15 protein-coding genes are annotated in these 22,262 nt (G+C 71.6%); 8 read left to right on the top strand and 7 right to left on the bottom strand.

The annotated features are described in order from the left end of the window. Nucleotides 1–12: 12 nt before the first annotated feature. On the bottom strand, nucleotides 13–957 hold the full coding sequence (locus B207_RS0111160) for an SPFH domain-containing protein (protein ID WP_018636617.1): 945 nt from the start codon (nucleotides 955–957) through the stop codon (nucleotides 13–15). A 154-nt stretch (nucleotides 958–1,111) separates the two neighbouring features. On the opposite strand from B207_RS0111160, the gene B207_RS0111155 reads away from it, so the two are divergent. Both B207_RS0111155 and B207_RS0111150 read left to right on the top strand, forming a co-directional pair. After that, nucleotides 1,112–2,116, top strand: a complete 1,005-nt coding sequence (locus B207_RS0111155; RefSeq protein WP_018636616.1) for an ABC transporter ATP-binding protein — start codon at nucleotides 1,112–1,114, stop codon at nucleotides 2,114–2,116. Further along, on the top strand, nucleotides 2,113–3,480 hold the full coding sequence (locus B207_RS0111150; RefSeq protein WP_018636615.1) for an ABC transporter permease: 1,368 nt from the start codon (nucleotides 2,113–2,115) through the stop codon (nucleotides 3,478–3,480). The genes B207_RS0111155 and B207_RS0111150 overlap by 4 nt, the downstream gene beginning before the upstream one ends. Before the next feature lie 99 nt (nucleotides 3,481–3,579). Here B207_RS0111150 and B207_RS0111145 read toward each other — a convergent pair whose 3' ends face one another. Continuing rightward, the gene (locus B207_RS0111145; protein ID WP_026310938.1) at nucleotides 3,580–4,374 is read right to left on the bottom strand and encodes a peptidoglycan recognition protein family protein; all 795 of its coding nucleotides are present in this window, start codon (nucleotides 4,372–4,374) and stop codon (nucleotides 3,580–3,582) included. Between the two features lie 573 nt (nucleotides 4,375–4,947). Between B207_RS0111145 and B207_RS0111140 the strand changes: the two genes are divergently transcribed. Next, nucleotides 4,948–5,502 (top strand): hypothetical protein, encoded by a 555-nt coding sequence (locus B207_RS0111140; protein WP_230204984.1) that lies wholly within the window; start codon nucleotides 4,948–4,950, stop codon nucleotides 5,500–5,502. Between the two features lie 123 nt (nucleotides 5,503–5,625). Here B207_RS0111140 and ahcY read toward each other — a convergent pair whose 3' ends face one another. The 3 genes from ahcY to B207_RS0111125 all read right to left on the bottom strand — a co-directional run bounded on the left by ahcY (nucleotide 5,626) and on the right by B207_RS0111125 (nucleotide 10,133). Then, entirely contained in the window at nucleotides 5,626–7,062 is a 1,437-nt protein-coding gene (gene ahcY / locus B207_RS0111135; RefSeq protein ID WP_018636612.1) for an adenosylhomocysteinase, read from the bottom strand. A 162-nt stretch (nucleotides 7,063–7,224) separates the two neighbouring features. After that, on the bottom strand, nucleotides 7,225–9,774 hold the full coding sequence (locus B207_RS0111130; protein ID WP_026310937.1) for an efflux RND transporter permease subunit: 2,550 nt from the start codon (nucleotides 9,772–9,774) through the stop codon (nucleotides 7,225–7,227). 152 nt (nucleotides 9,775–9,926) lie between these two features. Further along, the gene (locus B207_RS0111125) at nucleotides 9,927–10,133 is read right to left on the bottom strand and encodes a DUF1918 domain-containing protein (RefSeq protein ID WP_018636610.1); all 207 of its coding nucleotides are present in this window, start codon (nucleotides 10,131–10,133) and stop codon (nucleotides 9,927–9,929) included. Nucleotides 10,134–10,769: 636 nt separating this feature from the next. Between B207_RS0111125 and B207_RS0111120 the strand changes: the two genes are divergently transcribed. From B207_RS0111120 to B207_RS0111110, 3 genes are all read left to right on the top strand, one after another. After that, nucleotides 10,770–11,915 (top strand): phosphatase PAP2 family protein, encoded by a 1,146-nt coding sequence (locus B207_RS0111120; RefSeq protein WP_018636609.1) that lies wholly within the window; start codon nucleotides 10,770–10,772, stop codon nucleotides 11,913–11,915. A gap of 124 nt (nucleotides 11,916–12,039) precedes the next feature. Next, nucleotides 12,040–13,176, top strand: coding sequence for a phosphotransferase family protein (locus B207_RS0111115; protein WP_026310936.1), 1,137 nt, complete (start codon nucleotides 12,040–12,042; stop codon nucleotides 13,174–13,176). Nucleotides 13,177–13,250: 74 nt separating this feature from the next. Beyond that, the gene (locus B207_RS0111110; protein ID WP_084692097.1) at nucleotides 13,251–15,071 is read left to right on the top strand and encodes a C2 family cysteine protease; all 1,821 of its coding nucleotides are present in this window, start codon (nucleotides 13,251–13,253) and stop codon (nucleotides 15,069–15,071) included. 81 nt (nucleotides 15,072–15,152) lie between these two features. Here the strand turns inward: B207_RS0111110 and B207_RS33480 are convergent, their stop codons facing one another. Then, nucleotides 15,153–16,184: a universal stress protein gene (locus tag B207_RS33480; RefSeq protein ID WP_018636606.1), complete on the bottom strand. Its 1,032-nt coding sequence runs from the start codon at nucleotides 16,182–16,184 to the stop codon at nucleotides 15,153–15,155. A gap of 1,069 nt (nucleotides 16,185–17,253) precedes the next feature. Between B207_RS33480 and B207_RS33475 the strand changes: the two genes are divergently transcribed. Continuing rightward, nucleotides 17,254–19,551: a hypothetical protein gene (locus tag B207_RS33475; protein ID WP_051102487.1), complete on the top strand. Its 2,298-nt coding sequence runs from the start codon at nucleotides 17,254–17,256 to the stop codon at nucleotides 19,549–19,551. 69 nt (nucleotides 19,552–19,620) lie between these two features. After that, nucleotides 19,621–21,351, top strand: a complete 1,731-nt coding sequence (locus B207_RS0111095; RefSeq protein ID WP_018636605.1) for an FAD-dependent oxidoreductase — start codon at nucleotides 19,621–19,623, stop codon at nucleotides 21,349–21,351. A gap of 64 nt (nucleotides 21,352–21,415) precedes the next feature. Here the strand turns inward: B207_RS0111095 and B207_RS0111090 are convergent, their stop codons facing one another. Further along, the gene (locus B207_RS0111090) at nucleotides 21,416–22,126 is read right to left on the bottom strand and encodes a hypothetical protein (protein WP_018636604.1); all 711 of its coding nucleotides are present in this window, start codon (nucleotides 22,124–22,126) and stop codon (nucleotides 21,416–21,418) included. Nucleotides 22,127–22,262: the final 136 nt, after the last annotated feature.

The raw sequence follows: 22,262 nt of genomic DNA, 5'->3' as shown, positions 1-22,262 counted from the left end.
TGGCTCCGAGGCTCAGGAGTAGAGAGTGCCGGCGTTCACGACCGGTTGGGTGGACTGTTCGCTGCACAGCACCACGAGCAGGTTGCTCACCATGGCTGCCTTCCGTTCCTCGTCCAGCTCGATGATGTTCTCGCGGTCGAGCCGCTCCAGCGCGGCCTCGACCATCCCCACAGCACCTTCGACGATCTTTGACCGGGCCGCGACGACGGCTCCCGCCTGCTGGCGGCGCAGCATCGCCTGGGCGATCTCGGGCGCGTAGGCGAGCCGGGTGATGCGGGACTCGATGATCCGTACGCCGGCGGAGGCGACCCGCGTCGAGATCTCCTGGGAGAGCCGTGCCGTGATCTCCTCGGCGTTGTCACGCAGCGACATGACCTCGGGCCCGGCGTCGTAGGGGTAGCTGGTCGCGATGTGCCGGACCGCCGTCTCGGACTGGATGGCCACGAACTCGACGAAGTCGTCCACCTCGAACACTGCCTGCGCGGTGTCCCTGACCTGCCAGACCACGACGGCCGAGATCTCGATCGGGTTCCCGTCCGCGTCGTTGACCTTGGCCACGCCGCTCTCGTGGTTGCGGATCCGGGTCGAGACCTTCCGCCGGGTCGTGAACGGGTTCACCCAGCGCAGGCCGGTGGTCCGCACCGTTCCGACGTACCGGCCGAACAGCGCGACGACGCGCGCCTCCCCGGGGGAGACCGCCGTGAGGCCGCACAGCGAGATGAGCACGGCGATGACGCCGAGCACGCCGACGACCACGAGGACGGCGCCCGGCACGGCGTGGTCGCCGGCCGCGAGCACGATGCCCAGCACCGCGACCGCGATTCCGACCAGCAGACCGACCAGCCCGGCGAGCAGCATGACGAGGCCGGAGGCGTTCTTCGCGGGATGTTCGCCCACGCTCGGCGCGGGCATGTCGACGACGTGGGTGGGTCCGGTCTGTGGTGACTCGGTGGGCATGAGTGCCTCCAGGCATTGCTGGGCGAGGTGGACCGCGCTGGCTGGATGTGTCCGGCGACGCGCGCCGCGAACCCGGCCCCGATATCAAAGTGATATCACTTTAACGGGTTACTATGGCCTCGTCCACGGGGTGGGCGCTATGTGGAGGTGGCCGGTGACGGACAGGCGTCTCGAGATCGACGGCGTGCGCAAGCGCTACGGAGAGGTGATCGCCCTCGACGGGATGACCTTCGACGTCCGGGCCGGGGAGCTGTTCGGGTTCGTCGGGAGCAACGGCGCGGGCAAGACCACCACCATGCGGATCGCGCTCGGGGTTCTCGCCGCCGACGCGGGCGAGGTCCGCTGGGCCGGCCGGCCGGTCGACCTCGCCGTGCGCCGCCGTATCGGGTACATGCCGGAGGAGCGGGGCCTCTACCCGAAGATGAAGGTCCGTGACCAGATCGTCTACCTCGCCCGCCTGCACGGGATGCCGGCCGCGGCCGCCGGCCGCAGCGCCGAGGCGTGGCTGGAGCGTCTCGGGGTGGCCCCTCGCCGCGACGACGAGGTCCAGAACCTCAGCCTCGGCAACCAGCAGCGGGTGCAGCTGGCCGCCGCGCTCGTCCACGACCCGGAGGTTCTCGTCCTCGACGAGCCGTTCTCCGGGCTGGACCCGGTGGCCGTCGACGTGATGAGCCAGGTGCTGCGCGAGCGGAGCGCCGCCGGGGTTCCGGTGGTGTTCTCCAGCCATCAGCTGGAGCTCGTCGAACGGCTCTGCGACCGCGTCGGCATCGTCGCCTCGGGACGCATGGTCGCGTGCGGCGCGGTCGACGAGCTGCGGGCCGGCGGTGTCGAGCAGATCATCGTCGAGGTGCCCGGAGCCCCCTCCGGCTGGGCGCTGGACCTGCCCGGCGTCACCGTCCGGCACACCGAGGGCGACCGCACGGTCGTCGACCTCGCACCCGGCGCGGACGACCAGGATCTGCTGCGCCGGGCGCTGGCCGCCGGGCCGGTCCGGGAGTTCCGGCGGCGCCGGCCGTCACTGTCCGAGCTTTTCCGCTCCGCGGTGAGCGCGGGCGACGCCGGTGCCAGCGAAGCGCCGGGCGACCGGACGGCGGCAGGCGACCGGACGAGAACGGTGGACGAGGGGACGAGAACGGTGGACGAGGGGACGAGGGCGTGAACCAGGAAGCCGATCTCGGTCCTACCGGCGGCCCGCGTGCAGGCCCCGGCATCCCGATGCAGGGCGGGACCCCGACAGCTGGCGGGGCCGGCGGGAACGGCGGGGCCGGTGGGAGCGGCGGGAGCGGCGGGGCCGGTGGGAGCGGGGACGGGGGCGCCGACGGGCTCTACCCGGCACTGAGCCCCTGGGCCACGGTGCGCCTGGTCGCTGGCCGCGAGCTCGGCCTGCGGTTGCGTTCCAAGGTCTTTCTGATCACGACCGGCGCCCTGCTCGTCCTCCTGGTCGGGGCCGCGATAGTGATCGATCTGGTGAGCGGCCGGGAGTCCTCGGAGTCGGTCGGCGTCGTCGCGGCGGAGTCCGCGCTCACCAGCCCGCTCGCGGCCGTCGCCACAAGCCTGGACATCGACGTCACCACGCGGGAGGTCCCCGACGAGGCCGCCGGTCTGCGCGAGGTCTCCGACGGCGACCTGGACGCGCTCGTCACCGCGGCACCGAGCGGGCTGCGGGTCGCGGTCCGGGAGGATCTGAGCGACGACCTGCGTGGCGTCCTGGCCGTTCTGGCGCGCCAGCAGGTGCTCGACAACGAGATCAGTGTGCTCGGAGGCGACCCGGCCCAGGTCAACGAGACGGTGGCCGCCGCCGACGTCCAGGTCACCGCGCTCGATCCGGCGCCCGACCACCAGAGCGAGCGTCTCGTCCTCGGGATCGCCTCGGCACTGCTGATCTACATGGGGCTGATGCTGTACGGGCCTGCGGTGTCCCAGGGCGTGGTGGAGGAGAAGTCGAGCCGGGTCGTCGAACTGCTGCTGTCCACGGTCCGGCCATGGACGCTGATGGCAGGCAAGGTCCTGGGCATCGGGATCGTCGCGCTGATCCAGATGGTGGTTCTCGCCGGCGGCGGGCTGGCGGCCTCGCTGGTCACCGGCGCGCTCACGCTGCCGTCGAACGAGGCGACCGGAACTGTGGTCTGGTCCGTGGTCTGGTACGTGATCGGGTTCTTCCTGTACGCGCTGCCCTTCGCCGCGATCGGCGCGATGGTCTCCCGGCAGGAGGACCTCGGCGGTATTTCCAGCCCCATCGTCCTGGCGCTCGTCGTCCCCTGGGTGCTGGGCGTCTCGGTCGTGCCCGGAGACCCTGACAACGGCCTCATCGCCGTGCTGTCGATGGTGCCGTTGTTCTCCCCGGTCCTCATGCCGATGCGGATCGCGCTCGGGGTCGCGCCGGTCTGGCAGCTCGTCGTCTCGGTCCTGCTGGCACTCGCGCTGATCGGTGTGCTCCTGCGGGTCACCGGGCGGATCTACCACAACGCGGTGCTGCGCACCGGTGCCCGCGTCTCGTTCGCCGACGCGCTGCGCCAGGCCTGAGCGCGGGCGCGCGGGCGCGCGGGCGCGCGGGGTCGCGGGGTCGGCTCCGGGCGAGGACGGCCGGTGTCTGCCCGGCGCCCGCGGCCCGGCCCGGCGGCGTCAGACCTGCCGGTTTATTCCGGTGAGCACATAACCGATCTTGCGCCAGGTGGCGGGGCCGCAGATGCCGTCGTCGGGGATGCGCCCGAACCAGGGCGTCGCGTAACGCTGCAGCGAGGCCACCCGGGCGGCGGTCTGCGGACCGTAGGCCCCGTCCGGGACGAGCCTGAAGGGGTCACCGGACGTCGCCTCGTGCCCGAAGATGATGTTCAGCGCGTTCTGCAGTGTGACCACGGCCGCGCCGCGGGAGCCCTCCCGCAGGGTGGGCATGCCCGCATAGCGTTGGCGAGGGTCCGCGAACGAGGGCGCGCCCACCGCTGCGGCGAGGATGTCACCGCGGCGGTTCGCCCGGATGTTCCCGGGGCAGGAGTGGCCGCCCCAGGAGGCGCCACCCATGCGGTGGGTGCCGATGCCGTAGCCGTTCGTCGAATCGGTGATCTCGGCCCGCCAGCCGAACTCACGGATCCCCCAGGCGAACAGCTCACCGAGCCGCTGGATCTGGATCGGCGCGTAGTCCTCGGTGTCGTACCCCTCGCACTCGACGCTGATCCAGAACGGGTTGCCGGCGGCCTGTGCCCAGGCGCGCCGGTCGAACGGGACGTACTGCTCGAACTCGCCGCCCCTGGACAGCCACAGGTGCGAGCTCACCTCGCTGGCCGGATTGTCGAACCAGCCGAACAGCGAGCCCGTGCCGACCTGGACATGGGGAATCAGGCCCCGGGTCGGCTGCGTCATGCTGCCCGAGGTGTTCCGGACGGGGCGATACCGTGCCGGTGGGTAAAGGGTGGCCGGCACGGTCAGCCCCGCTGGTTTCTGGTGGGAGCCGAGCTCCCGGCCGCGGCCGAGGTGCTGACCGGGACCGGGGTCCTGGCTGGCGTCGTGTGGTCCGGTGGCCTCAGGTCTGGACGATTCACGTCTTCCTCTAGGGTCGGAGGGTCTGAGGGATTCCTACCCCTCCGGGCCGGACCATCCTCATCTGGGGTCGTTCGTGCTGTGGGCCGGCTGTCGTCCGCAGGCCCCGATCGGCGTATCAGCATTGTTTTGTCGTGATTCGCTGGCTGGATGGCGGGGCAGAAAGCACCCACTGTCCGCGCGGGTGCGGACGTCCGCGCGCGTATACCCGGCACGGATCGCCGCGGTGTCAGGTCCGGGCACCGGCTGTCGTCAAGCCGACAGGGCGTGTGTTGCCCGGCACCTGCGGGTCGGCGTCCGTCCGACATGTTTGTCTGACTCCCCGTACAGGGAGGGGTACTGCTGATGACATTTCCACGATCACGCCTGCCACATCGATCGCCTCGATCACGCGGAGTGGGACGCTCGCATCGCCTGGACCGATCACGCGCCCCTGGCCGGGTGGGCATGGTGGCTGTGTTGACCACCGTGGGTTCTCTCGCGATCGTCGGTCAGCCCGCGGCGCACGCGGGCGGCACCCCGGCGGCGGAGTGCCGCAGCGACCGCCAGTTCGACGTCGCGGACCCGACCGGGGAACCCGATCCGGGCGCACCGGTGCATCTGACCGCGGGCTACTACGCGCAGACGGCGGCCTTCTGGCCGCCCCGGTCGGCGGTGCTGTGTGACACCGGGTCGGGGCGTCGGCAGCCCGGCTCGCGGATCACGGCGTCCAACGGGCTGGCGTGCCCGCCAGGAGCGGGGGAGCTGGTGGTTCCCGACGAGATCCCGGCCGACTACGACACCCCGACAGTGGCCCGTTCGGGGGCCTACCTACCCGATGGCTGGTACACGCTGGCCTCGGCGGAGGAGGAGTCCACCGACGCCGCTGCCGGTGCGGCGGAACCTGCTGCCGGGAGCGACGCGGCGTGGTCCGGCACGATCTGGACGGCTGTGTGCTGGTTCCGCACCGCCCCGCCCGAGGCCCCGGCGGCCGGGGCGATCGACGGAGCCCTGCCTGTGCCGACGTCCTGACCGACGTCCTGACCGACGGGGCCGGCGGGGCAGCTGGTTCGGACACGGCGAAGGGCCGCCCCGGGCGACCGGGACGGCCCTTCGCACGCTCTGGCGCTCTGGCGCTTCTGACGAGCCGGTCGATCAGTAGCGGTAGTGGTCCGCCTTGTACGGGCCCTCCACCGGGACGCCGATGTAGTCGGCCTGCTGCTTGCTCAGCGTCGTGAGCTTGACGCCGAGCGCGTCGAGGTGCAGCCGGGCGACCTTCTCGTCCAGGTGCTTCGGCAGGACGTACACGCCGAGCGGGTACTGGTCGGTCTTGGTGAACAGCTCGATCTGCGCGATCACCTGGTTGGTGAAGCTGTTCGACATGACGAAGCTCGGGTGGCCGGTGGCGCAGCCGAGGTTCATCAGCCGGCCCTCGGCCAGCACGATGATCGAGTGCCCGTCCGGGAACACCCACTCGTCGACCTGCGGCTTGATGTTGATCTTTTCGATGCCCTCGATCTTCGCCAGGCCGGCCATGTCGATCTCGTTGTCGAAGTGGCCGATGTTGGAGACGATCGCCTGGTGCTTCATCGCGGCCATGTGCTTCGCCGTGATGATGTCGTAGTTGCCGGTGGTCGTCACGAAGATGTCGGCGGTCGAGACGACGTCCTCGAGGGTGAGGACCTGGAAGCCGTCCATCGCGGCCTGCAGGGCGCAGATCGGGTCGATCTCGGTGACGATGACCCGGGCACCCTGACCGCGAAGGGCGTCCGCGCAGCCCTTGCCGACGTCGCCGTAACCGGCGACGACCGCGACCTTGCCACCGATGAGCACGTCGGTCGCCCGGTTCAGCCCGTCGATGACGGAGTGGCGGCAGCCGTACTTGTTGTCGAACTTCGACTTGGTGACCGAGTCGTTCACGTTGATGGCCGGGAAGGCCAGTGTGCCCGCCCGGGCCATCTCGTACAGCCGGTGCACACCGGTCGTGGTCTCCTCGGTGACACCCTTGATCGAGGAGGCGGCGGCGGTCCACCGGCCGGGCTTCTCGGAGATCGTCCGGCGCAGCGTGTCCAGGATGATCGCGTACTCCTCGGAGTCCGAGGGGTCGGTCGCGGGGACCGCGCCCGCCCGCTCGAACTCGGCGCCCTTGTGGACGAGGAGGGTCGCGTCACCACCGTCGTCGAGGATCATGTTGGGGGCGCCGCCGTCCGGCCAGGCCAGCGCCTGGTCGGTGCACCACCAGTACTCCTCCAGCGTCTCGCCCTTCCAGGCGAAGACGGGTACGCCCTGCGGGTCGTCCTTGGAGCCGTTCCGCCCGACGACCACGGCGGCCGCCGCGTGGTCCTGGGTGGAGAAGATGTTGCAGGAGACCCACCGCACGTCGGCACCGAGCGCGACCAGCGTCTCGATCAGGACCGCGGTCTGGATCGTCATGTGCAGCGAGCCCATGATCCGGGCGCCCTTGAGGGGCTGGCTGGCCGCGTACTCGGCGCGGGTCGCCATCAGCCCGGGCATCTCGTGCTCGGCAAGCCGGATCTCCTTGCGGCCGAACTCGGCCAGCGCGAGATCCGCGACCTTGAAGTCGAAAGTCATGCCCTCTCCTCATTGCGCTCGGATGGCTGCCGAGCCTCCACTGCGGTGTCACGGTTCGCCTGCCGGCGGCCTGTCGGACTGCCGTCGGCAGGCGAAGGTACGAGTCAGTTGAGCGTGCCACAGTGGACCGGAACGGCGAAGACCCGGTCCGGTCGCGTCACATCAGCCGCCGGCCGGACCGCCCGCCCCGGGCTCGGTGGCCGTCGACGCAGGGGAGGCCGAGGCACCGGCCGCAGCGACCCGCGGACCGGCTTCCGGCGGCACGCCCCGCGACTCGCGGTAGACCCAGCCGCGCTCGTCCGCCCACAGGAGCAGCGGCGGCAGCACGATCAGGGCGGAGAGCAGCGCGATGCCGACGTTCAGGGCCACGACCAGGCCGAAGTCCCGCAGCAGCGGCAGCGAGCTGAACGCGAGGACCACGATTCCGATCACTGCGGCCAGTGCCGACACCATGAAGGCCCGCCCGGTCCGGGCCGCGGCCTCTTCGGTGGCCGCCTGCGGGTCGCGTCCGCGCCGCCGCTCCTCGACGTGGCGCATCACGATCAGAGTGGTGAACTCCGCGCAGAGCGCGATCACCAGCGGGCCGCCGACCGCCGTCAGCGGGCTGAGCTCGAAGCCCGCGAGGTGGGAGACGATCGCGGTGAGGCCCACCGCGATCAGCACCGGAACCACGGAGACCACCGCGCGGACGATGTTCAGGTACCGCAGGAGCAGGATGAGGAAGACGCCGATCAGCGCGAAGTAGGTCAGCTCCACCCGGTTCTTCTCGAAGTTCTCCAGCAGCCCCGTGCCGACCACGGCAAGCCCGGACGGTGTGGCGCGGATCCCCTCGGGAGGTGCGACCGAGTCCCGGATGTGGTTCACGACGACGGCACGTTCCTCCAGTGCCCCCGGCCCGGTCCGGAAGATCATGTTGAGCGCCCGGCCGTCCGCGTTGACGGTGCTCTGCCTGATCGGCTCCGGGGTGACCTCGTAGGCCAGCCGGATGTCCTCGCCGGTCGGCGCGAGCAGCGTGGTGCCGGGCACCTCCATGAGGAAGCTGATGGTGGTCACGAGGCTTGACACGGTCAACAGCTCGCGGGGGTGCTCGTCGAGCTGCTGATGGGCGAGGTCGTGGACGAACCGGACCGTCCGGTCGTCGAAGATGTCGTCCGACTGGATGAAGACGCCGAGCTCGCTGCTGGAGCCCGTCTGCGCCTTGAGGTCCTGGATGTTGTGCACGACCTGGGAGTCCTGGCTGACCCACTTCTCCGGGTCGGTCTGGACCTTCAGATCGCCCTCGACGACCAGACCGCCGGCGAAGATCGCGGTGGAGAGCACGACGAGCGGGATCGCGGCCGCGCGGGGCAGTGACCCGAGCCAGACCACAGTCCGCCCGAGCGGGCCGCGGGAGTAGTCCTTCGGTGCGGTCGGTGCCCGGCGCTCGCGGAAGCCGAGCGAGGCGGCACTCAGCAGCACTGTCGCGAGCACGATGACGGGCAGCCCGATCGCCAGCAGCACGCCGAAGTCGCGGATCATCGGCACCTCGCTGAACTCCAGAGCGAGGAACGCGACGACCCCGGCGACGGCGGCCAGCGCCAGTGCGGGCATGAGCCGCGCCAGCGCCTCCGCGACCGGATCAAGGGCCCGGTCGAGCTGGGCCTCCTCCTCGACCCGGCTGTGCAGCTGCACCGCGAAGTCGATGCCGACACCGAGCAGGACGGGCATGCCGGCGATCGTCACCACCGACAGCGGGATGCCCAGGTAGCCGGCGAGGCCGAAGGCCCAGACCAGTCCGACACCCACCACGGCCAGGGGCAGCAGCCGCCAGCGGACAGCGAACGCGACCAGCAGCAGACCGGCCATGATGACCAGTGAGATACCACCGAGGGTGAGGAACCCGCCCCGCAGGTAGTCGTTGATGTCCCGCAGGAGCACGGCTGCACCGGTCGTCATGACGTCGACGTTGTCGAAGGTCATGCGTGCCATCGCGGCCTCGGTGACGGTGGCGCCCTCGCCCTCCTCCTCGATCGACGCATTGCCCTGCAGCCGCACGATCATCTGGGCGGTGTGCTCGGTCGGGAAGAAGGACTGCAGCGACTTGCGGACCGCGCCGGTGTTGTCGTAAAGGAGGAATTCGATCCAGGCGGCGTCCTCAACCGAACGCTGATCCGCTGGAATGCTGTTGATGCGTTCCAGCGTGCGGAGTGAGTCGGCCAAACGCAGTTCAGCGGACCTCGGATCCGGATCGCGGCCCTGGGCGGCAAGCAGGATCTTGGCTGCCGGACTGTGCAGAATCTGTCCGTCCGGGCTGGTGACAAGATTCTCGGTAAACTCGAGCGCCGTAAGTGGAGTGATCACACTCTCGACACCGGGGTCCTTCTCCAGGCTGGTGGACAGCTCACGGAACTTCTGGACGTTGCCGGGTGTGAAGAGGTCGACCAGGTCGGCGTCCGGCTTCGTGGTGAAGAGTGTGATCATCGCCTGGCCGCCGAAAAGCTGCTGGTAGGCGACGTTGTCCTTGGCGACCTGGGAGTCGGGGTTGAGGTAGTTCTCCTGACCGGTGGTGAACTCCAGCCTGGTCAGGCCGAACCCCAGCACCACGGTGACGAGCGCGGCAACCGCCGCGACCATGCCAGTCCGGCGTCCGACCACGCGACCCAGGCCCGACCAGAAACGGGTCGATCTGCCGCCTCGGGCGGATCCGTCCGACGGCACTGGCGAACTTGGCATCAGGATGCTCTCCGGGGATCAACGTGGCGCCCGGGCGGCCGTTCGAACCGCCCGGAGATCGGTTTGCAAGGTGTATAGCGCACATCACATCCGGGTGCCGACCCCCACGACCCGGAATTTTTGCCCGGACCGTGGAACGCATCCTCAGGTGCTCATACCGTCACGTGCTCGCGCGCCGGCCGCAGCTCGATGGTGGAATCGGCGCCGGGGAAGAACAGCCCCTCGTGCCCGTCATCCCAGCGGACCATGAACGGCGGCCCGCCGCCCGTCCCGCGGACCTCGATGATCGACCCGTGGCGCTCCGGGTCTCCCACCGTGCGGCCGTGGACGACGAAGCGGTCGCCTACCGATGCGTACATGATGTTTCTCCCTTCGGCCCTGGGTGTGCGGTAGCTCCGGAGTAACACGGTTCGCGGTCTCCGGCAGGTGGGAAGGAGGCCCTGCCGCAAAGGTCCGTCTCGTCAATTTTGCGGTCCTTCGCCGTGAACCGGCGTGTCTGCGGAGCGCGATGGTTGCCGTGCCGTCCGCGATGAATGTGATATTGGACATAGCGTGGCTGTCCGGAGGACTGCTGTGGGTGATGTCTCGGCCGGGGGGCAGGGCGTGACGGACACCGATATGCGGCCTACGGCCGGCCGGAGTCCCATGTCAGCCGTCTGGGCGTGGTGTGGCCGGAATGCCCTCATGGCCGTCCTGTGTCGAACATCCGACAGGCGGGTAGGACAAAGGTTCCAATGTGGTGGAAATAGCCGAGGGTTGTTCGCTGTTGGTTTATCTCACTGTCACTTGGCCGCCAGCCGGCGAGTCGGGAGGGGCGGCAGGCCGGCCAACGGGCCCGGGCGGGGCATCACGCAGCGTCACTCATCGGCGGGTGAGGGCAGATGAGTGTGGTGTCACAGGGGCCGGGTTCTTGCTCTGCTTACCGATCGGCCGGTAGGAACGGGAGGTTAACGGGGCATGTCGGCGGGAGGGCGTGAGATGCGCCGGTGGGGCTCATGGTGAGCATTCCGATTCCTTGGCGTGAGCAGGCGAGGTCCGGTGACGGGCCGGTCGCCGTCGCGCTGAGGAGTTCGTGGCTGCACGCGACCAGGCTGGGGCGCGCGACCTCGTCCGCGCTGTTCTTCGGTGGTCAGGTCCTGCTCCTCGCGCTGCTCTACATGATCTATGGCATGGGGCGCCGGCTGGCCGTCGGCCGGGAGCCGCAGGCCCTGGCGAACGCCAGGGACGTCTGGAACGTCGAACGGCTCCTCGACCTGCCCAGCGAGTCCGCGATCCAGCAGCTCGCGCTGCACTCCACGCACCTGCTGGAGCTCGCGAACCGCTTCTACATGGGCGTCCACTTCCCGGCGTCCATCACGTTCCTGCTGTGGGTCCTGGTCCGGCACCGGGATGCGTGGCCCCGGGTGCGGCTGGTCATCCTGGCCTCCACCAGCGCGGCACTCCTGATCCACATGCTGTACCCGCTGGCGCCCCCGCGGTTTCTGCCCCAGGTCATGCCACACGTGACGCTGGTCGACACCGGCGCGGTCTTCGGCCCCACGCCCTACACCGCCGGCGACACGGTGGCCAACCAGTACGCGGCCATGCCGAGCCTGCACGTCGGCTGGTCGATTCTGGTCGCCTGGGGAGTGATCACGATTCTGCGGGCGCGGGCCCGCTGGTTGATCGTCGCCCATCCCGTGATCACCATCATCGTGGTTGTGATCACCGCCAATCACTACTGGATGGACGGGGCCATCGGCGGCGGGCTGGTCGCCATCGCGGTTGTGCTGAGCCGGCCCTCGGTGCGGAACAGACTGGCGTGCCTGGCCCCTGGCTCCCGCCAGCGGTTGCGGCCGACCTGCGACAGGACCGCGGCGACTGCGCTGACCAGCGCTTCCGCCGGAGTCAGATCGGTGCCCTGTGCCCGCCAGGAAAGTGGCAGGCCGGTCACCGGCCTGCCGGAGCAGCGCCTGCTGCCCACCCCTGCCGAGCACGCGGTGTCCGCCTCGTCCGCCTCGTCCCCGGTGCCCCCGGTGCCCCCGGTGTCCGCGGTGTCTCCGGTGTCTCCGGTGTCCGCGGTGGCCGCCGTTTCCGGTGACCCGCCCGGCGAAGCGGTTCGACCGCCCGGCGCGGATCCGGCCGCCGGCCCCACCGCCTGACGCTGGCGAGGGCGTGGGGCGCGGCGTGACGCGGCGGCAGACAACCCGACGGAGGCCTACGGCGCAACGGTTTTCCGGACCGGTGTCCCGATCCTGCCGACCGCGCCGGCACTAGGCTCGACGGATGGCCGTGGATGATCTAGCTGGGTCGCGCCCGGTGCGGGACGAGGATGCGCTCGACGTACCCGCGGTGGACGACTGGCTCCGCCGGCACCTCGGGGCATCCGCCGAGGCGACCAGCAACGGTGCCGTCGCGCCCGACGGCGTGGTTCCTGCCCCGGGGCGCCCCGAGGTCCGGCAGTTCTCCGGAGGCGCCTCGAACCTGACCTACCTGTTGCGCTACGAGAACGTCGATCTCGTCCTGCGCCGCCCGCCGCGGGGCCGGAAGGCCTCCGGGGCGCACGACATGGGCCGGGAGTACCGGGTGCAGGCGCGCCTGCGGCCGGCCTTCCCCTATGTGCCGCGGGTGATCGCCTTCTGCGACGACCCGGCGGTGATCGGCTCCGACTTCTACGTCATGGAGCGGGTCGCCGGGGTGATCCCGCGGTCGGAGTTCCCGCGGTCGCTGACCCTCGACCCGGTGCGGACCCGCCAGCTGGCCTTCGGTGTCTTCGACCTGCTGGTGGCCCTGCACGACATCGACCCGGCCGCCCACGGCCTGTCGGACCTGGGACGCGGCCAGGGGTATGTGGACCGGCAGATCCGTGGGTGGACGAGGCGCTACCGGGATGCCCGAACGCCGAACGTCCCGTCCTTCGAGCCCGTCATGAGCTGGCTGGCAGAGTACGCGCCGGAGGACGTCGCCGCCTGCGTGATCCACAACGACTTCCGGCTCGACAACGTGGTCTTCGATGTGTCCAGTCCGGATGAGAACGGGCTTCCGCGGATCAGTGGTGTGCTCGACTGGGAGATGGCGACCATCGGTGATCCGCTGATGGATCTCGGGGGCGCGCTCGCCTACTGGATCCAGGCGGACGATGACGATGTCTACCGGCACACCCGCCGGCAGCCGAGCCACGCCCCCGGTATGCCCACCCGGGCCGAGATCGTCGAGTACTACGGCGAACGCCGCGGCGTGGATGTCGGCCGGTGGCCGTTCTACCAGGTGTTCGGCCTGTTCCGACTCGCAGTGATCGCGCAGCAGATCTACTTCCGTTACCACCACGGCCAGACGACGAACCCCGCCTTCCGTGACTACTGGAAGATCGTCACCCACCTGGAGGACCGCTGCCTGCAGGTGATGGCTGCCACCGGGCTGTAGCCCGGCTGGTTCCCTCTGTTGCCTCTCCCTGTCGGCCCGGGCCCTGAGCGGCTCCCGGCGGTTAACTTTCGATCATGTTGGGAGATGCCGACACGACCGGGGCGGTGGGGCGCCCGCGGCCCGGTGCCGGCCATGACGAGCCCGCCCCGCCGCGCGCGGCGGCCGTCGCGCTGCGCCAGGTGGCGGAGCAGATCCTGCTGCTGCTCGGGCCGGTGATCGCCCTCGACGACGACCTGACGTGGCGGTCACCCTGGCAGCAGCGATGCCACGCCCGGATCGACGCCTGGGCGTCCGCACTGGCCGCAGGCGCCCGCCTGGCCCGCGAGCGGGCCGACGTCCTCGACCTCGCCGCCACTGCCGGTCAGGCCACCACCGGTCACGCCACTGCCGGTCACGCCGCCGTTCCGGTTCCTCCAGGGCGTCTGGTCGTCCGGCAGCCGGAGCGCCTCCGGTCGACAGGGCCGCCCGGGCCGGTGGACGTCCGCTTCTCGGTGGAGCGGCTCGCGGAGCTCGCTCACCGGCTGCGGGCGGCCGGGCACGAGGCGGTGCGCCTCCTGGCTCGGCTGGGGCCCACCGGGCGGGCTGTGGGCGTGTGCCACGGCCTCGACCTCGTGGCCGCGCAGGCCGGTGAGATGGCCGAGGCGATCGACCGCAGGCTGACGGAGATCGCCGCTGCGGAGAGCCTCGCCCGCCGGCCGGTGCCGTCGCCTGACCAGGCCTGGCGGCCGGCTGACCGCCCCGCGCCCCGGCTGGCCGCGCCCCGGCTGGCCGCGCGCGGTTCGGCCGCACCGGAGGGGCTCGCCGCGGGGCTGGCGATGCTGATCGGCACCGATCCGCTGCGGCTGGGGGTGGCTGAGCTCGCCGAGATCTCCGTACGACTGGCACGGCTCGCTCCGGGCGAGCTGACGTCGGTGATCGGCGGTCTACGCGGCCGCCCGCTGGAGGTGCTGGCCGCGGCCGTGGCCCTGGCACCGAGCCGGCTGGACCTGAGCACGCTGCGCCGGCTGCCCGCCGTCGTCGCGCTCGGGGACCTGATCCTGCGTCAGGCGCCGGCGTCGATGGTGGGCGAGGTGGCCCGGCTGTTCCCAGGGCTGGAACCGCCGGTGGTCGAGCAGGGGCCGTCGTGGATCCGTGCGCTCGGGCCGAGCGCCTCCACCGGGGGCTTCGTCCGGCGTGGGCACGGCAGGAGCCCGGTCTGGGTGCGCGGGGCGACCGCGGCGGACGTCGGCCAGGGCCGGCTCGGCGACTGTTACTTCCTCGCCGCCCTCCTCGGCGTCGTCCACGCGGATCCGGGGCTGTTACGCGAGCACCTCCGGGAGAACGCGAACGGCACGGTCACTGTCACCCTGTACACGGGGCACGGTCCCCGCGCGGCCTCGGGCGCCGGATCCGCCGGGCGTGGTGCGGTCGAGATCACGGTGACCCGGAGCCTTCCCGTGGACCGGAGGACCGGCCAGGAGATCGGCGCCGACACGGACAACGCCGACGGTGACCCGGAGCTGTGGCCCGCCCTGTACGAGAAGGCCTACGCCCGCCTGGCGGGCAGCTACGCAGGTATTGAGGGTGGCGACCCCGCCGCCGCGATGCGGCAGCTGACCGGCGCCGAGGCCGTCGGCGTCCCGGCGGCCGACGTCGAGGTGCCGGACATCGCCGGCAGACTGGCGGCCGGTGATGTGGTGACCGTGGTCACGCGGAACCGGCCCGGTAACGGATCGACGCTCGTGCCCGCACACGCCTACACGATCCTCGGCGCGGACGAGCACACCGGGCGGGTCCTCCTCCGCAACCCGTGGGACCAGACCGCATCCGACGACCGGCTCGACTGGCACAGCTGGGAGGAGATCCGCGCGGAGCTGGCGGGCGTCCAGTGCGGGTCGACGCGCCGGCGGAGCTGAGCCCGCCCTCCAACCTGGCCGGGAACTCCCCACCTTGGCCGGGAACTCCGCGCGGCCGCGGTACTGCCGCGGCGGCAGCGCTCAGTGGCCGTGGATGATCGCCACGGGTGCGGTCGCGTGCAGCATCGTCTGGTGGCTGACCGATCCGAGCAGGAGCTCGGCGAAGCCACCCCGGCCGCGAGCCCCGACCACCAGCAGATCGGCGTCCCGGCTCTCCTCCAGCAGCGCCCGCGTCGCCGAGGCCGCCACCAGCACCCGTCGGACGCTGGGCGTGGGCGCCGCCGGACCGTCCTGGCCCGGTCCGGCGGCCGCGCCGATCACCTGTGCGATCGAGTCGTCCAGCACGGCCCGGGCCTGGTCCTCCAGGGCCGCCACGATCTCTCCGGACGTCTCGGCGAACGGGAGGGGCATCGCGGCAAGCCAGGCGTGCACGACGTGCAGAGGGGCACCACGCAGCACGGCCTCGTCCGCAGCCCAGCGCAGCGCCGCCAGCGAGTTCGGTGAACCGTCCACACCGACGACCACCGGAGGCGGCTGCGCCTCCGGTGACTCCGGCGTGTGTGGCTGCTGCTCGCTCCGGCCGGCCGGCCCGGCCGGCCCGGCCGACTCCGCAGCATCCTCGTCATCCCCCGTTCGGGGGGCACGGGCGACGACTACGGGCACGGGCGAGTGCACCGCGACGGAGGCGCTGACGGAACCGATCCGCAGCCGGTGGAGCAGGCCCCGGCCGCGCGTCCCGACCACGATCATCTCGGCGTCCCGGCCCGCCGTGAGCAGGGCCTCGCTGCCCGGGGCGTCAATCACCTCCTCGACGACGGCGAGCCCGGGCGGGAGCTCGACGTCGGTGAGTGCCTCGTGCAGAACCTGGCCGGCGGCCTGCGCGAGCGTCCCCTCGTCGTGCGGGCCCGCGGTCGCGTCGGCCCACCGGCGGACAGCTGACGGCTGCTCGTGTGGGCACGAACCGAGGACGGCACGCACCCGGGCGCCGCGCCGGGACGCCTCCGTGACCGCCCACCGCAGCGCGGACTCCGAACCCGGCGACCCGTCGATCCCGACGACGATGTCAGCCCCCGCGGACCTGCCTGCCGACCCGTTGCGGCCCTCGTCGGTCATGACGGCCTCCCTCTCTCGACGCGCTGTCGACCGGGCCCCACTCCCGGCCCGTCCGCCCTCCGCCCCCCCGCCCCCCGCGGCCAGGGCGCCACCCTCTGCCCCGGCCGACGATGGGCACCTACCCGGCCCGCCTCGCGGGAACCTGGCCGTCCAGAAGCAGGCCGTTGGTGCTCGGTGGTGGCCGTGCATGGCACCCGGCGCCTCGTGGGCCGCAATCAGTTGTCGCCTTTGTGGTAAAAGCTGATCTCCAGGTCCAGCGATGATTGCTGATATAGATCTCCATCGTTGTGTTTTGGGGCGGCCAGAGCCCCGTAGGGGAGAAAACTCCCTCGAATCGGACGCGTTCGGACGTCCGTCGTGCGCGGTGAAGGTGTGTCCACGCCGCGCGATGTGTGCTCCGTGTGAACTGTGCGCACCGTGTGCGACGCGTCGGGGCGTTGCCGGAAGGGCCTCTCCGGCTGAACGGCACGACCTCTCCGCGGCGATTGTGGCGGCGGTGGCCGTGTGCTCCCCGTATGTCCCTCACGTGTCCCTTGTGTGCTCTGTGGCAGTGGGTGCGCACTGCGCAGCCTGCGGTGGAACGTCACCGGCCACCTTCGGCGCCGCAGGTGACCCGGCAGTCACCCGTTGTTGGTGATGGGGGTGTGTTCTCCGTGTGGGCGGACACCCGTCACGTCCGGCGTGTCCCGGGGCGAGGCGGAGTAGCGTGCGGGACCGGACGAAGGCCCGCGTATCCTTGTTCCTTCGACCCCGGGGTCCGGCGAGTAGCCCCGGCCGGTCACGGATGACAAAGGTGCATTCGACGAGCACCGCTCCCGGATGATGGTCTTGCGTGCCGGCCGCCTGCCCGCAACCTCCGGCCAATCGCCGGAAAAACCGATCGGACAACTACGAGACCGCACGGAAACGTGATCTCAGCATCACCGGACGGTCTCCAGACTGGTAGCAAAGAACTTGGAACCGTCAGCTGCCGCCGGCCCCTCCGTGACCGGGCGGTCGCGAGCGGCGAAGCAGACCCGGCCGCAGTTCCGGAGACCGGGAGCATCAGGCCACTTGAGGGAGGAGGAACGTGGCTTCCGACACCATGACCCAGCTGGTCATTCCCGGCGCGCTAGTGATGGTCAGCACTCCCGATCGAGGAGTGCCGGTCGCGAGCATGGCGGACTGGCACGACGCCCTCCTCAACGCCAAGTCGGGCGTGACTCCCGCGATGAAGCTCGTCGCGTTCACGATCTGCACGCACAGTGAGGCCGCGGCGCTCCCCGCGCCGGCCGGCTCCTACATAACCTCTCCCGGCCTGGCGCTGCTCTGTGAGCAGACCAACTACAGCCGCACCCACGCCCAGCGGCAGCTGTCGGCACTGCGTGCCAACGGCTGGCTCGTGACGATCCACCGTCCGGCGGCGGGTCGAACAGCGCGCTATCTGCTGAGCGTGCCGGAGGCCGTGGCGCGCACGGGCGGCTACCGGCTCGCCGGGTCGGGTGCCGAGCAGGGCGGGCAGCCCGCCGGCGGACCCGACGGCACCGTTGTGGGAGCGGCGGCCGCCGCTCCGCAGGGTGGGGATCCACGTGGCATCGCCGCCGTCCCGACCGCGGGCCGTTGCGCCGAGTCCGTCATTCTCGAGGCGAGAGAGCAGGCGGCCTCAGCGGGCCCCGACGACGGCTGCCTCACCGCGGCGTCACTGGAACGGCCGGCGCTCATCCGCCGCCGCAAGCACCCGACCTACGGCGCAGGCGGCCGGGGCATCATTCGGGTCCGTCGCCAGCCGCGCACACTCCCGTCGCCAGCCGACACGGGCATGCGTGCGGCGCCGGCGTCGACGAACCCCGCCGGCCCCCAGCCCGCCGTGTCCGGTGCCTCCTCCGAGGCCGGCCCCGAGGTCGGCTACGGCGAGCGCGCGATGGCTGTGGGCGAGACGCCCTACGTTCCCTTCGGCCCGGTGGTCGGCACCGCCGGCCCGGCGGGGCCGGGTGGGGGCCACGGGAACTCCGGCCCCTGCCTGCAGGCGGTCGCCTCCGACGTGACCCTCGCGGGGCGGACCGCGGCCATGGGGATCTGCGCCAGCGAATATGCGGCGAGCGGCGCAGCGGTCGCGGGCGGACCGCTGGCGGCCACGGCTGCGGCACCAACGGTGAGCGCACCGGCCGAGGCCGCGCCGTCCCGTGGTGGGTTCGTCGAGGGCATCGCCGTCGAGGGGATCTCCACCGCGCAGGACCCGGCCGGAGGAGTCTCCGCCCCGGGCACACCAGGCGGGACCGTGCCGGTCGGTGAGCCGACGGCACTACGGACACCGGGTCCGCGGTCCGCGGGCGAGGAGGCGACGACGAACCGCCGGGCCGCCGAGAACCCGCGGCATCCGGCCCCGTCACCCGTGGTTCCGCCGGACGCCGCCGTCGGCCTGGGCAGTCCGCCTCCGGCGCAGGAAGCGGCCCAGCCGACTCCGGCGCCCGAACCGGAACCGGAACCGGAACTTGATCCGGAGACCGCGGAGCTGTGGACAGCCACCGGGCAGGTGATCGACACGCTTGCCAGCCTGCTCCGCGGGCCAGCCGAGGATTTCGACGTGCTGCGCCAGCAGGTCTTCGATGTGCTCTCCGACGGCACCTGGGCTCCGGTCGAGCTGGCCACCCACCTGGTCAACTTCGTCGCGACCGGGGTGTGGGTCAACGGAGACGGGGTTGTGGACAACATCCGTTGGCGGATGGACCGGCTGCCGCGTGGTGTCACCCAGTGCAGTTGTCGTTCATGCCTGGGCTGGCAGGCCATGCCGGACCGGCCGGCCCGGCCGGGTCCCCGACCGTCGGACAGCCCACTCGGTCCGGTGACGTCGGTGACCACCGCGGCGACCAGGAAACAGACCGCGCCCTCGGCTGCGTCACCGCCGGGCGGCCAGGAGCAGCCCGGTCCCCCGGCGCAGGGCGCCGGCACACAACTGACGCCGCCGAAATCCGCCGTCTCGAAACCCGTGCCTGCGAAAGCTGCCCTCCCCGAGCCCGAGCCCGAGCCAGCGCCAGCGCCAGCGCCAGCGCAGCCAGCTGGTCCTGGGCGCGAGCCGGATCCCCCGACCAGGCCGACGGTTTCGGCGGATCTGCCGCCGCCTCCGCCTCCCGACCTGGCCGCCATCGCTGCCGCTGCGGCGGCGGGCGCCCAGGAAGCCCGGGAGAAACAGGAAGCCCGGGAGAAACAGGAAGCCAAGGACAGGCAGGAAGCTCGTGATCTTGAAGAGGTGCGACTCCAGGCTGTGACGACCAAGGTGACGGAGATCACCGCGGACGCGGACGCGGCCGTGGTGGCGGCGCCGCCGGTCAGGGCGGGGCAGGGCGCGGATACCGAAGCGCCGGAGGCGGAGCCGACAGCGGGGGTGTGAGCCCGCCGCCGTACTCGGCCCCGCCTCGGGTCTCGGCGACGCTCCGTGTGCAGCGGCATGATGGGTTCCATGGGCGGCGACGACACCGAACGGGCCTGGGCGGCCGCGGGGAACGACTGCGACGTCCTCGTGGTCGGGAGCGGATTCGGAGGGAGCGTCGCCGCGCTGCGCCTGGCGGAGAAGGGCTACCGGGTCACGGTGATCGAGGCCGGTCGCCGGTTCAGCCCGGCGACGCTGCCGAAGACGAGCTGGGACATCCGCCGGTACCTGTGGCTGCCTCGCCTCGGCTGCCACGGCATCCAGCGGATCACGCTGCTGGGGCGGGTGCTCGTCCTGTCCGGCGCGGCCGTCGGCGGCGGGTCCGTGGTGTACGCGAACACGCTGTACCGTCCGCTGGACGCCTTCTACACGGATCCGCAGTGGGCCGGTGTCACGGACTGGCGGGCGGAGCTGGCGCCGTACTACGACCAGGCCGAGCGCATGCTCGGCGCCACCCGGAACCCGTCGATGTCCATGGCCGACGAGGTCTTCCAGGCAGTCGCGCACGACATGGGTGTCGGCGACACCTTCCGGCTGACCGACGTCGGTGTCTTCTTCGGCCGCGACGGCCGGCGTGAACCCGGGGTCACCGTGCCGGACCCGTACTTCGGCGGGGCCGGGCCCAGCCGCACCGGCTGCGTGGAGTGCGGCGAGTGCATGACCGGCTGCCGCCGCGGCGCCAAGAACACCCTCGACCGCAACTACCTTTACCTGGCCGAACAGTGTGGTGCCCGGGTGGTGCCGGACACCACTGTGCGAGGGGTCCGGCCCGACGGCCGCGGCGGCTACGAGATCCAGACAGCACGTACCGGCGCCCGGCGCCCGGGTGACCGCGGCGCGGGCCACTGGACGGCGCGGCAGGTCGTGTTCGCCGCGGGCGCCCTGGGTACGCAGCGCCTGCTGCTGGCGATGCGGGACGGCGGTCAGCTACCGGATCTGTCGCCGCGCCTGGGCCACCTGACCAGGACGAACTCCGAGGCCATCCTCGGTGCGACCAGGCCGCTGCCGGACGGCCGCATCGCCCGCGGAGTGGCGATCACCTCGTCGTTCTACCCGAACGACCACACGCATGTGGAGCCCGTCCGTTATGGCCGCGGCAGCAATCTCATGGCACTGCTGTCGGGCGCGATGACGGACGGCGGCGGCCGGCTCCCTCGCTGGGTGGCCTTCCTGAGAGCGGTGGCGCGACGTCCGTACCTCGCCCTGCTGGGGGTGCCGTGGCGCTGGTCGGAGCGGACCATGATCGCCCTGGTGATGCAGTCACGGGACAACTCGCTGACGGTCCGTCGGCGTCGGGGCCCGTTCGGGACCTCCTGGCTGACCAGCCGGGCCGGTCACGGTGAGCCGAGCCCGACCTGGATTCCCGAGGGCAACCAGGCGGCGCGGCTGGTCGCCGAACGGATGGGGGGCCACGCCGGCGGGGTGATCACGGAACTGGCGAACGTCCCGATCACCGCGCACATTCTCGGTGGGGCGGCGCTGTCCGAAGATCCGTCGCGTGGAGTGATAGACCCCTACCATCGGGTGTTCGGTCATCCGGGTCTGCATGTCGTCGACGGTGCGGCGGTGCCGGCGAACCTGGGGGTCAACCCGTCGCTGACCATCACAGCGATGGCTGAACGGGCCATGGCGTTCTGGCCGAACCGGGGCGACGCCGACCCGCGGCCCCCGCAGGGAGCGCCGTATCGGCGGGTCGCCCCGGTGGCACCGTCCCACCCGGCCGTGCCGGCCGGCGCGCCCGGGCACTACACGGTGACCTGACCTGACCTTGGCCCGGCCCCGAGGCCTGCCCCCGGGGCCGCGCGGCTCCGCGGAGCCGGCTCGGTCAGGTGTGCCGGCCGGCCTCGGTCATGGCGTCCACGCCGGGCATCTCCTCCATACCGGACGTCACCTCCGGCCCGACGCCCTCGGTGATGTTGCTCCGGACCGGCGGGACGGGCTGGGCGGTGGTGTCCTCGGCATCGGCGGAGGCCAGGTAACGGCGGGCGGCGACCGCCGCCGCGGCGCCGCTGCCGACGAGCAGCAGAGTGACGAAGCCGCGCCGCCGCCGACGGTGGACCCGGGCGAGCCGGTGCTCTGCCTTCGCCAGCCGCTTCTCCAGCAGCTCCTGGGCCCGGTCGGCCTGCGCCCGGGCCTTCGACTCCGAGCGGACGGCGCGGCGTGAGCGTGTCTTCTCCAGGCGCAGCTCGGTCGCCATCCGTGCCCGCTCCGCCGAGATCTCCGCGCTCGAACGTGCCTTCTCGATCCGCCGCGCGGTACGGCCCGACGCCTCCGAGGCCTTGCCGGCGGCCCGGCTGGCCGCCTTACCGGCGACGCTCCCACCGGTGCTGGAGACGTCGGAGACCCGGTGCGCCAGTGTGCTTCCGGCACCACGGGTCGCATGTGCGGCGGATCCGGCGGTACTGCCCGCCTTCACCGCGGCCTTCGTAGCGGCGGCGCCGGCGCGATCAGCCACGTTGCGCGCGGCGCCCGGGATCCCGCTCACCGGCGCGGCCTCTGTGACGTGCGCGAGCCTGTCCTTGAGTGTCGTGCTCATGGCTTCCCTTCGCTGACTGCGTCGTTGATGTCGCGATCGGAGGTGAAGGCGTGCCGTGCGGCAGGCGCCCGAAGCCCCACCCGGGTGAAACGCGCCGTCAAGATCTGTGCAGTGTCCCGTACCCCGTCCGTTGGCC

Origin of the sequence: Parafrankia elaeagni (assembly GCF_000374165.1) — a bacterium.
GTDB classification, from domain to species: domain Bacteria; phylum Actinomycetota; class Actinomycetes; order Frankiales; family Frankiaceae; genus Parafrankia; species Parafrankia elaeagni.
This window is presented reverse-complemented; position numbering and strand designations above follow the sequence as displayed.

Coding starts and splice junctions, on each gene's coding strand:
- B207_RS0111160 (WP_018636617.1), bottom strand. CDS start 957: ATGCCCACCGAGTCACCACAGACCGGACCCACCCACGTCGTCGACATG.
- ahcY (WP_018636612.1), bottom strand. CDS start 7,062: ATGACTTTCGACTTCAAGGTCGCGGATCTCGCGCTGGCCGAGTTCGGC.
- B207_RS0111130 (WP_026310937.1), bottom strand. CDS start 9,774: ATGCCAAGTTCGCCAGTGCCGTCGGACGGATCCGCCCGAGGCGGCAGA.
- B207_RS0111125 (WP_018636610.1), bottom strand. CDS start 10,133: ATGTACGCATCGGTAGGCGACCGCTTCGTCGTCCACGGCCGCACGGTG.
- B207_RS0111120 (WP_018636609.1), top strand. CDS start 10,770: ATGGTGAGCATTCCGATTCCTTGGCGTGAGCAGGCGAGGTCCGGTGAC.
- B207_RS0111115 (WP_026310936.1), top strand. CDS start 12,040: ATGGCCGTGGATGATCTAGCTGGGTCGCGCCCGGTGCGGGACGAGGAT.
- B207_RS0111110 (WP_084692097.1), top strand. CDS start 13,251: ATGTTGGGAGATGCCGACACGACCGGGGCGGTGGGGCGCCCGCGGCCC.
- B207_RS33480 (WP_018636606.1), bottom strand. CDS start 16,184: ATGACCGACGAGGGCCGCAACGGGTCGGCAGGCAGGTCCGCGGGGGCT.
- B207_RS0111095 (WP_018636605.1), top strand. CDS start 19,621: ATGGGCGGCGACGACACCGAACGGGCCTGGGCGGCCGCGGGGAACGAC.
- B207_RS0111090 (WP_018636604.1), bottom strand. CDS start 22,126: ATGAGCACGACACTCAAGGACAGGCTCGCGCACGTCACAGAGGCCGCG.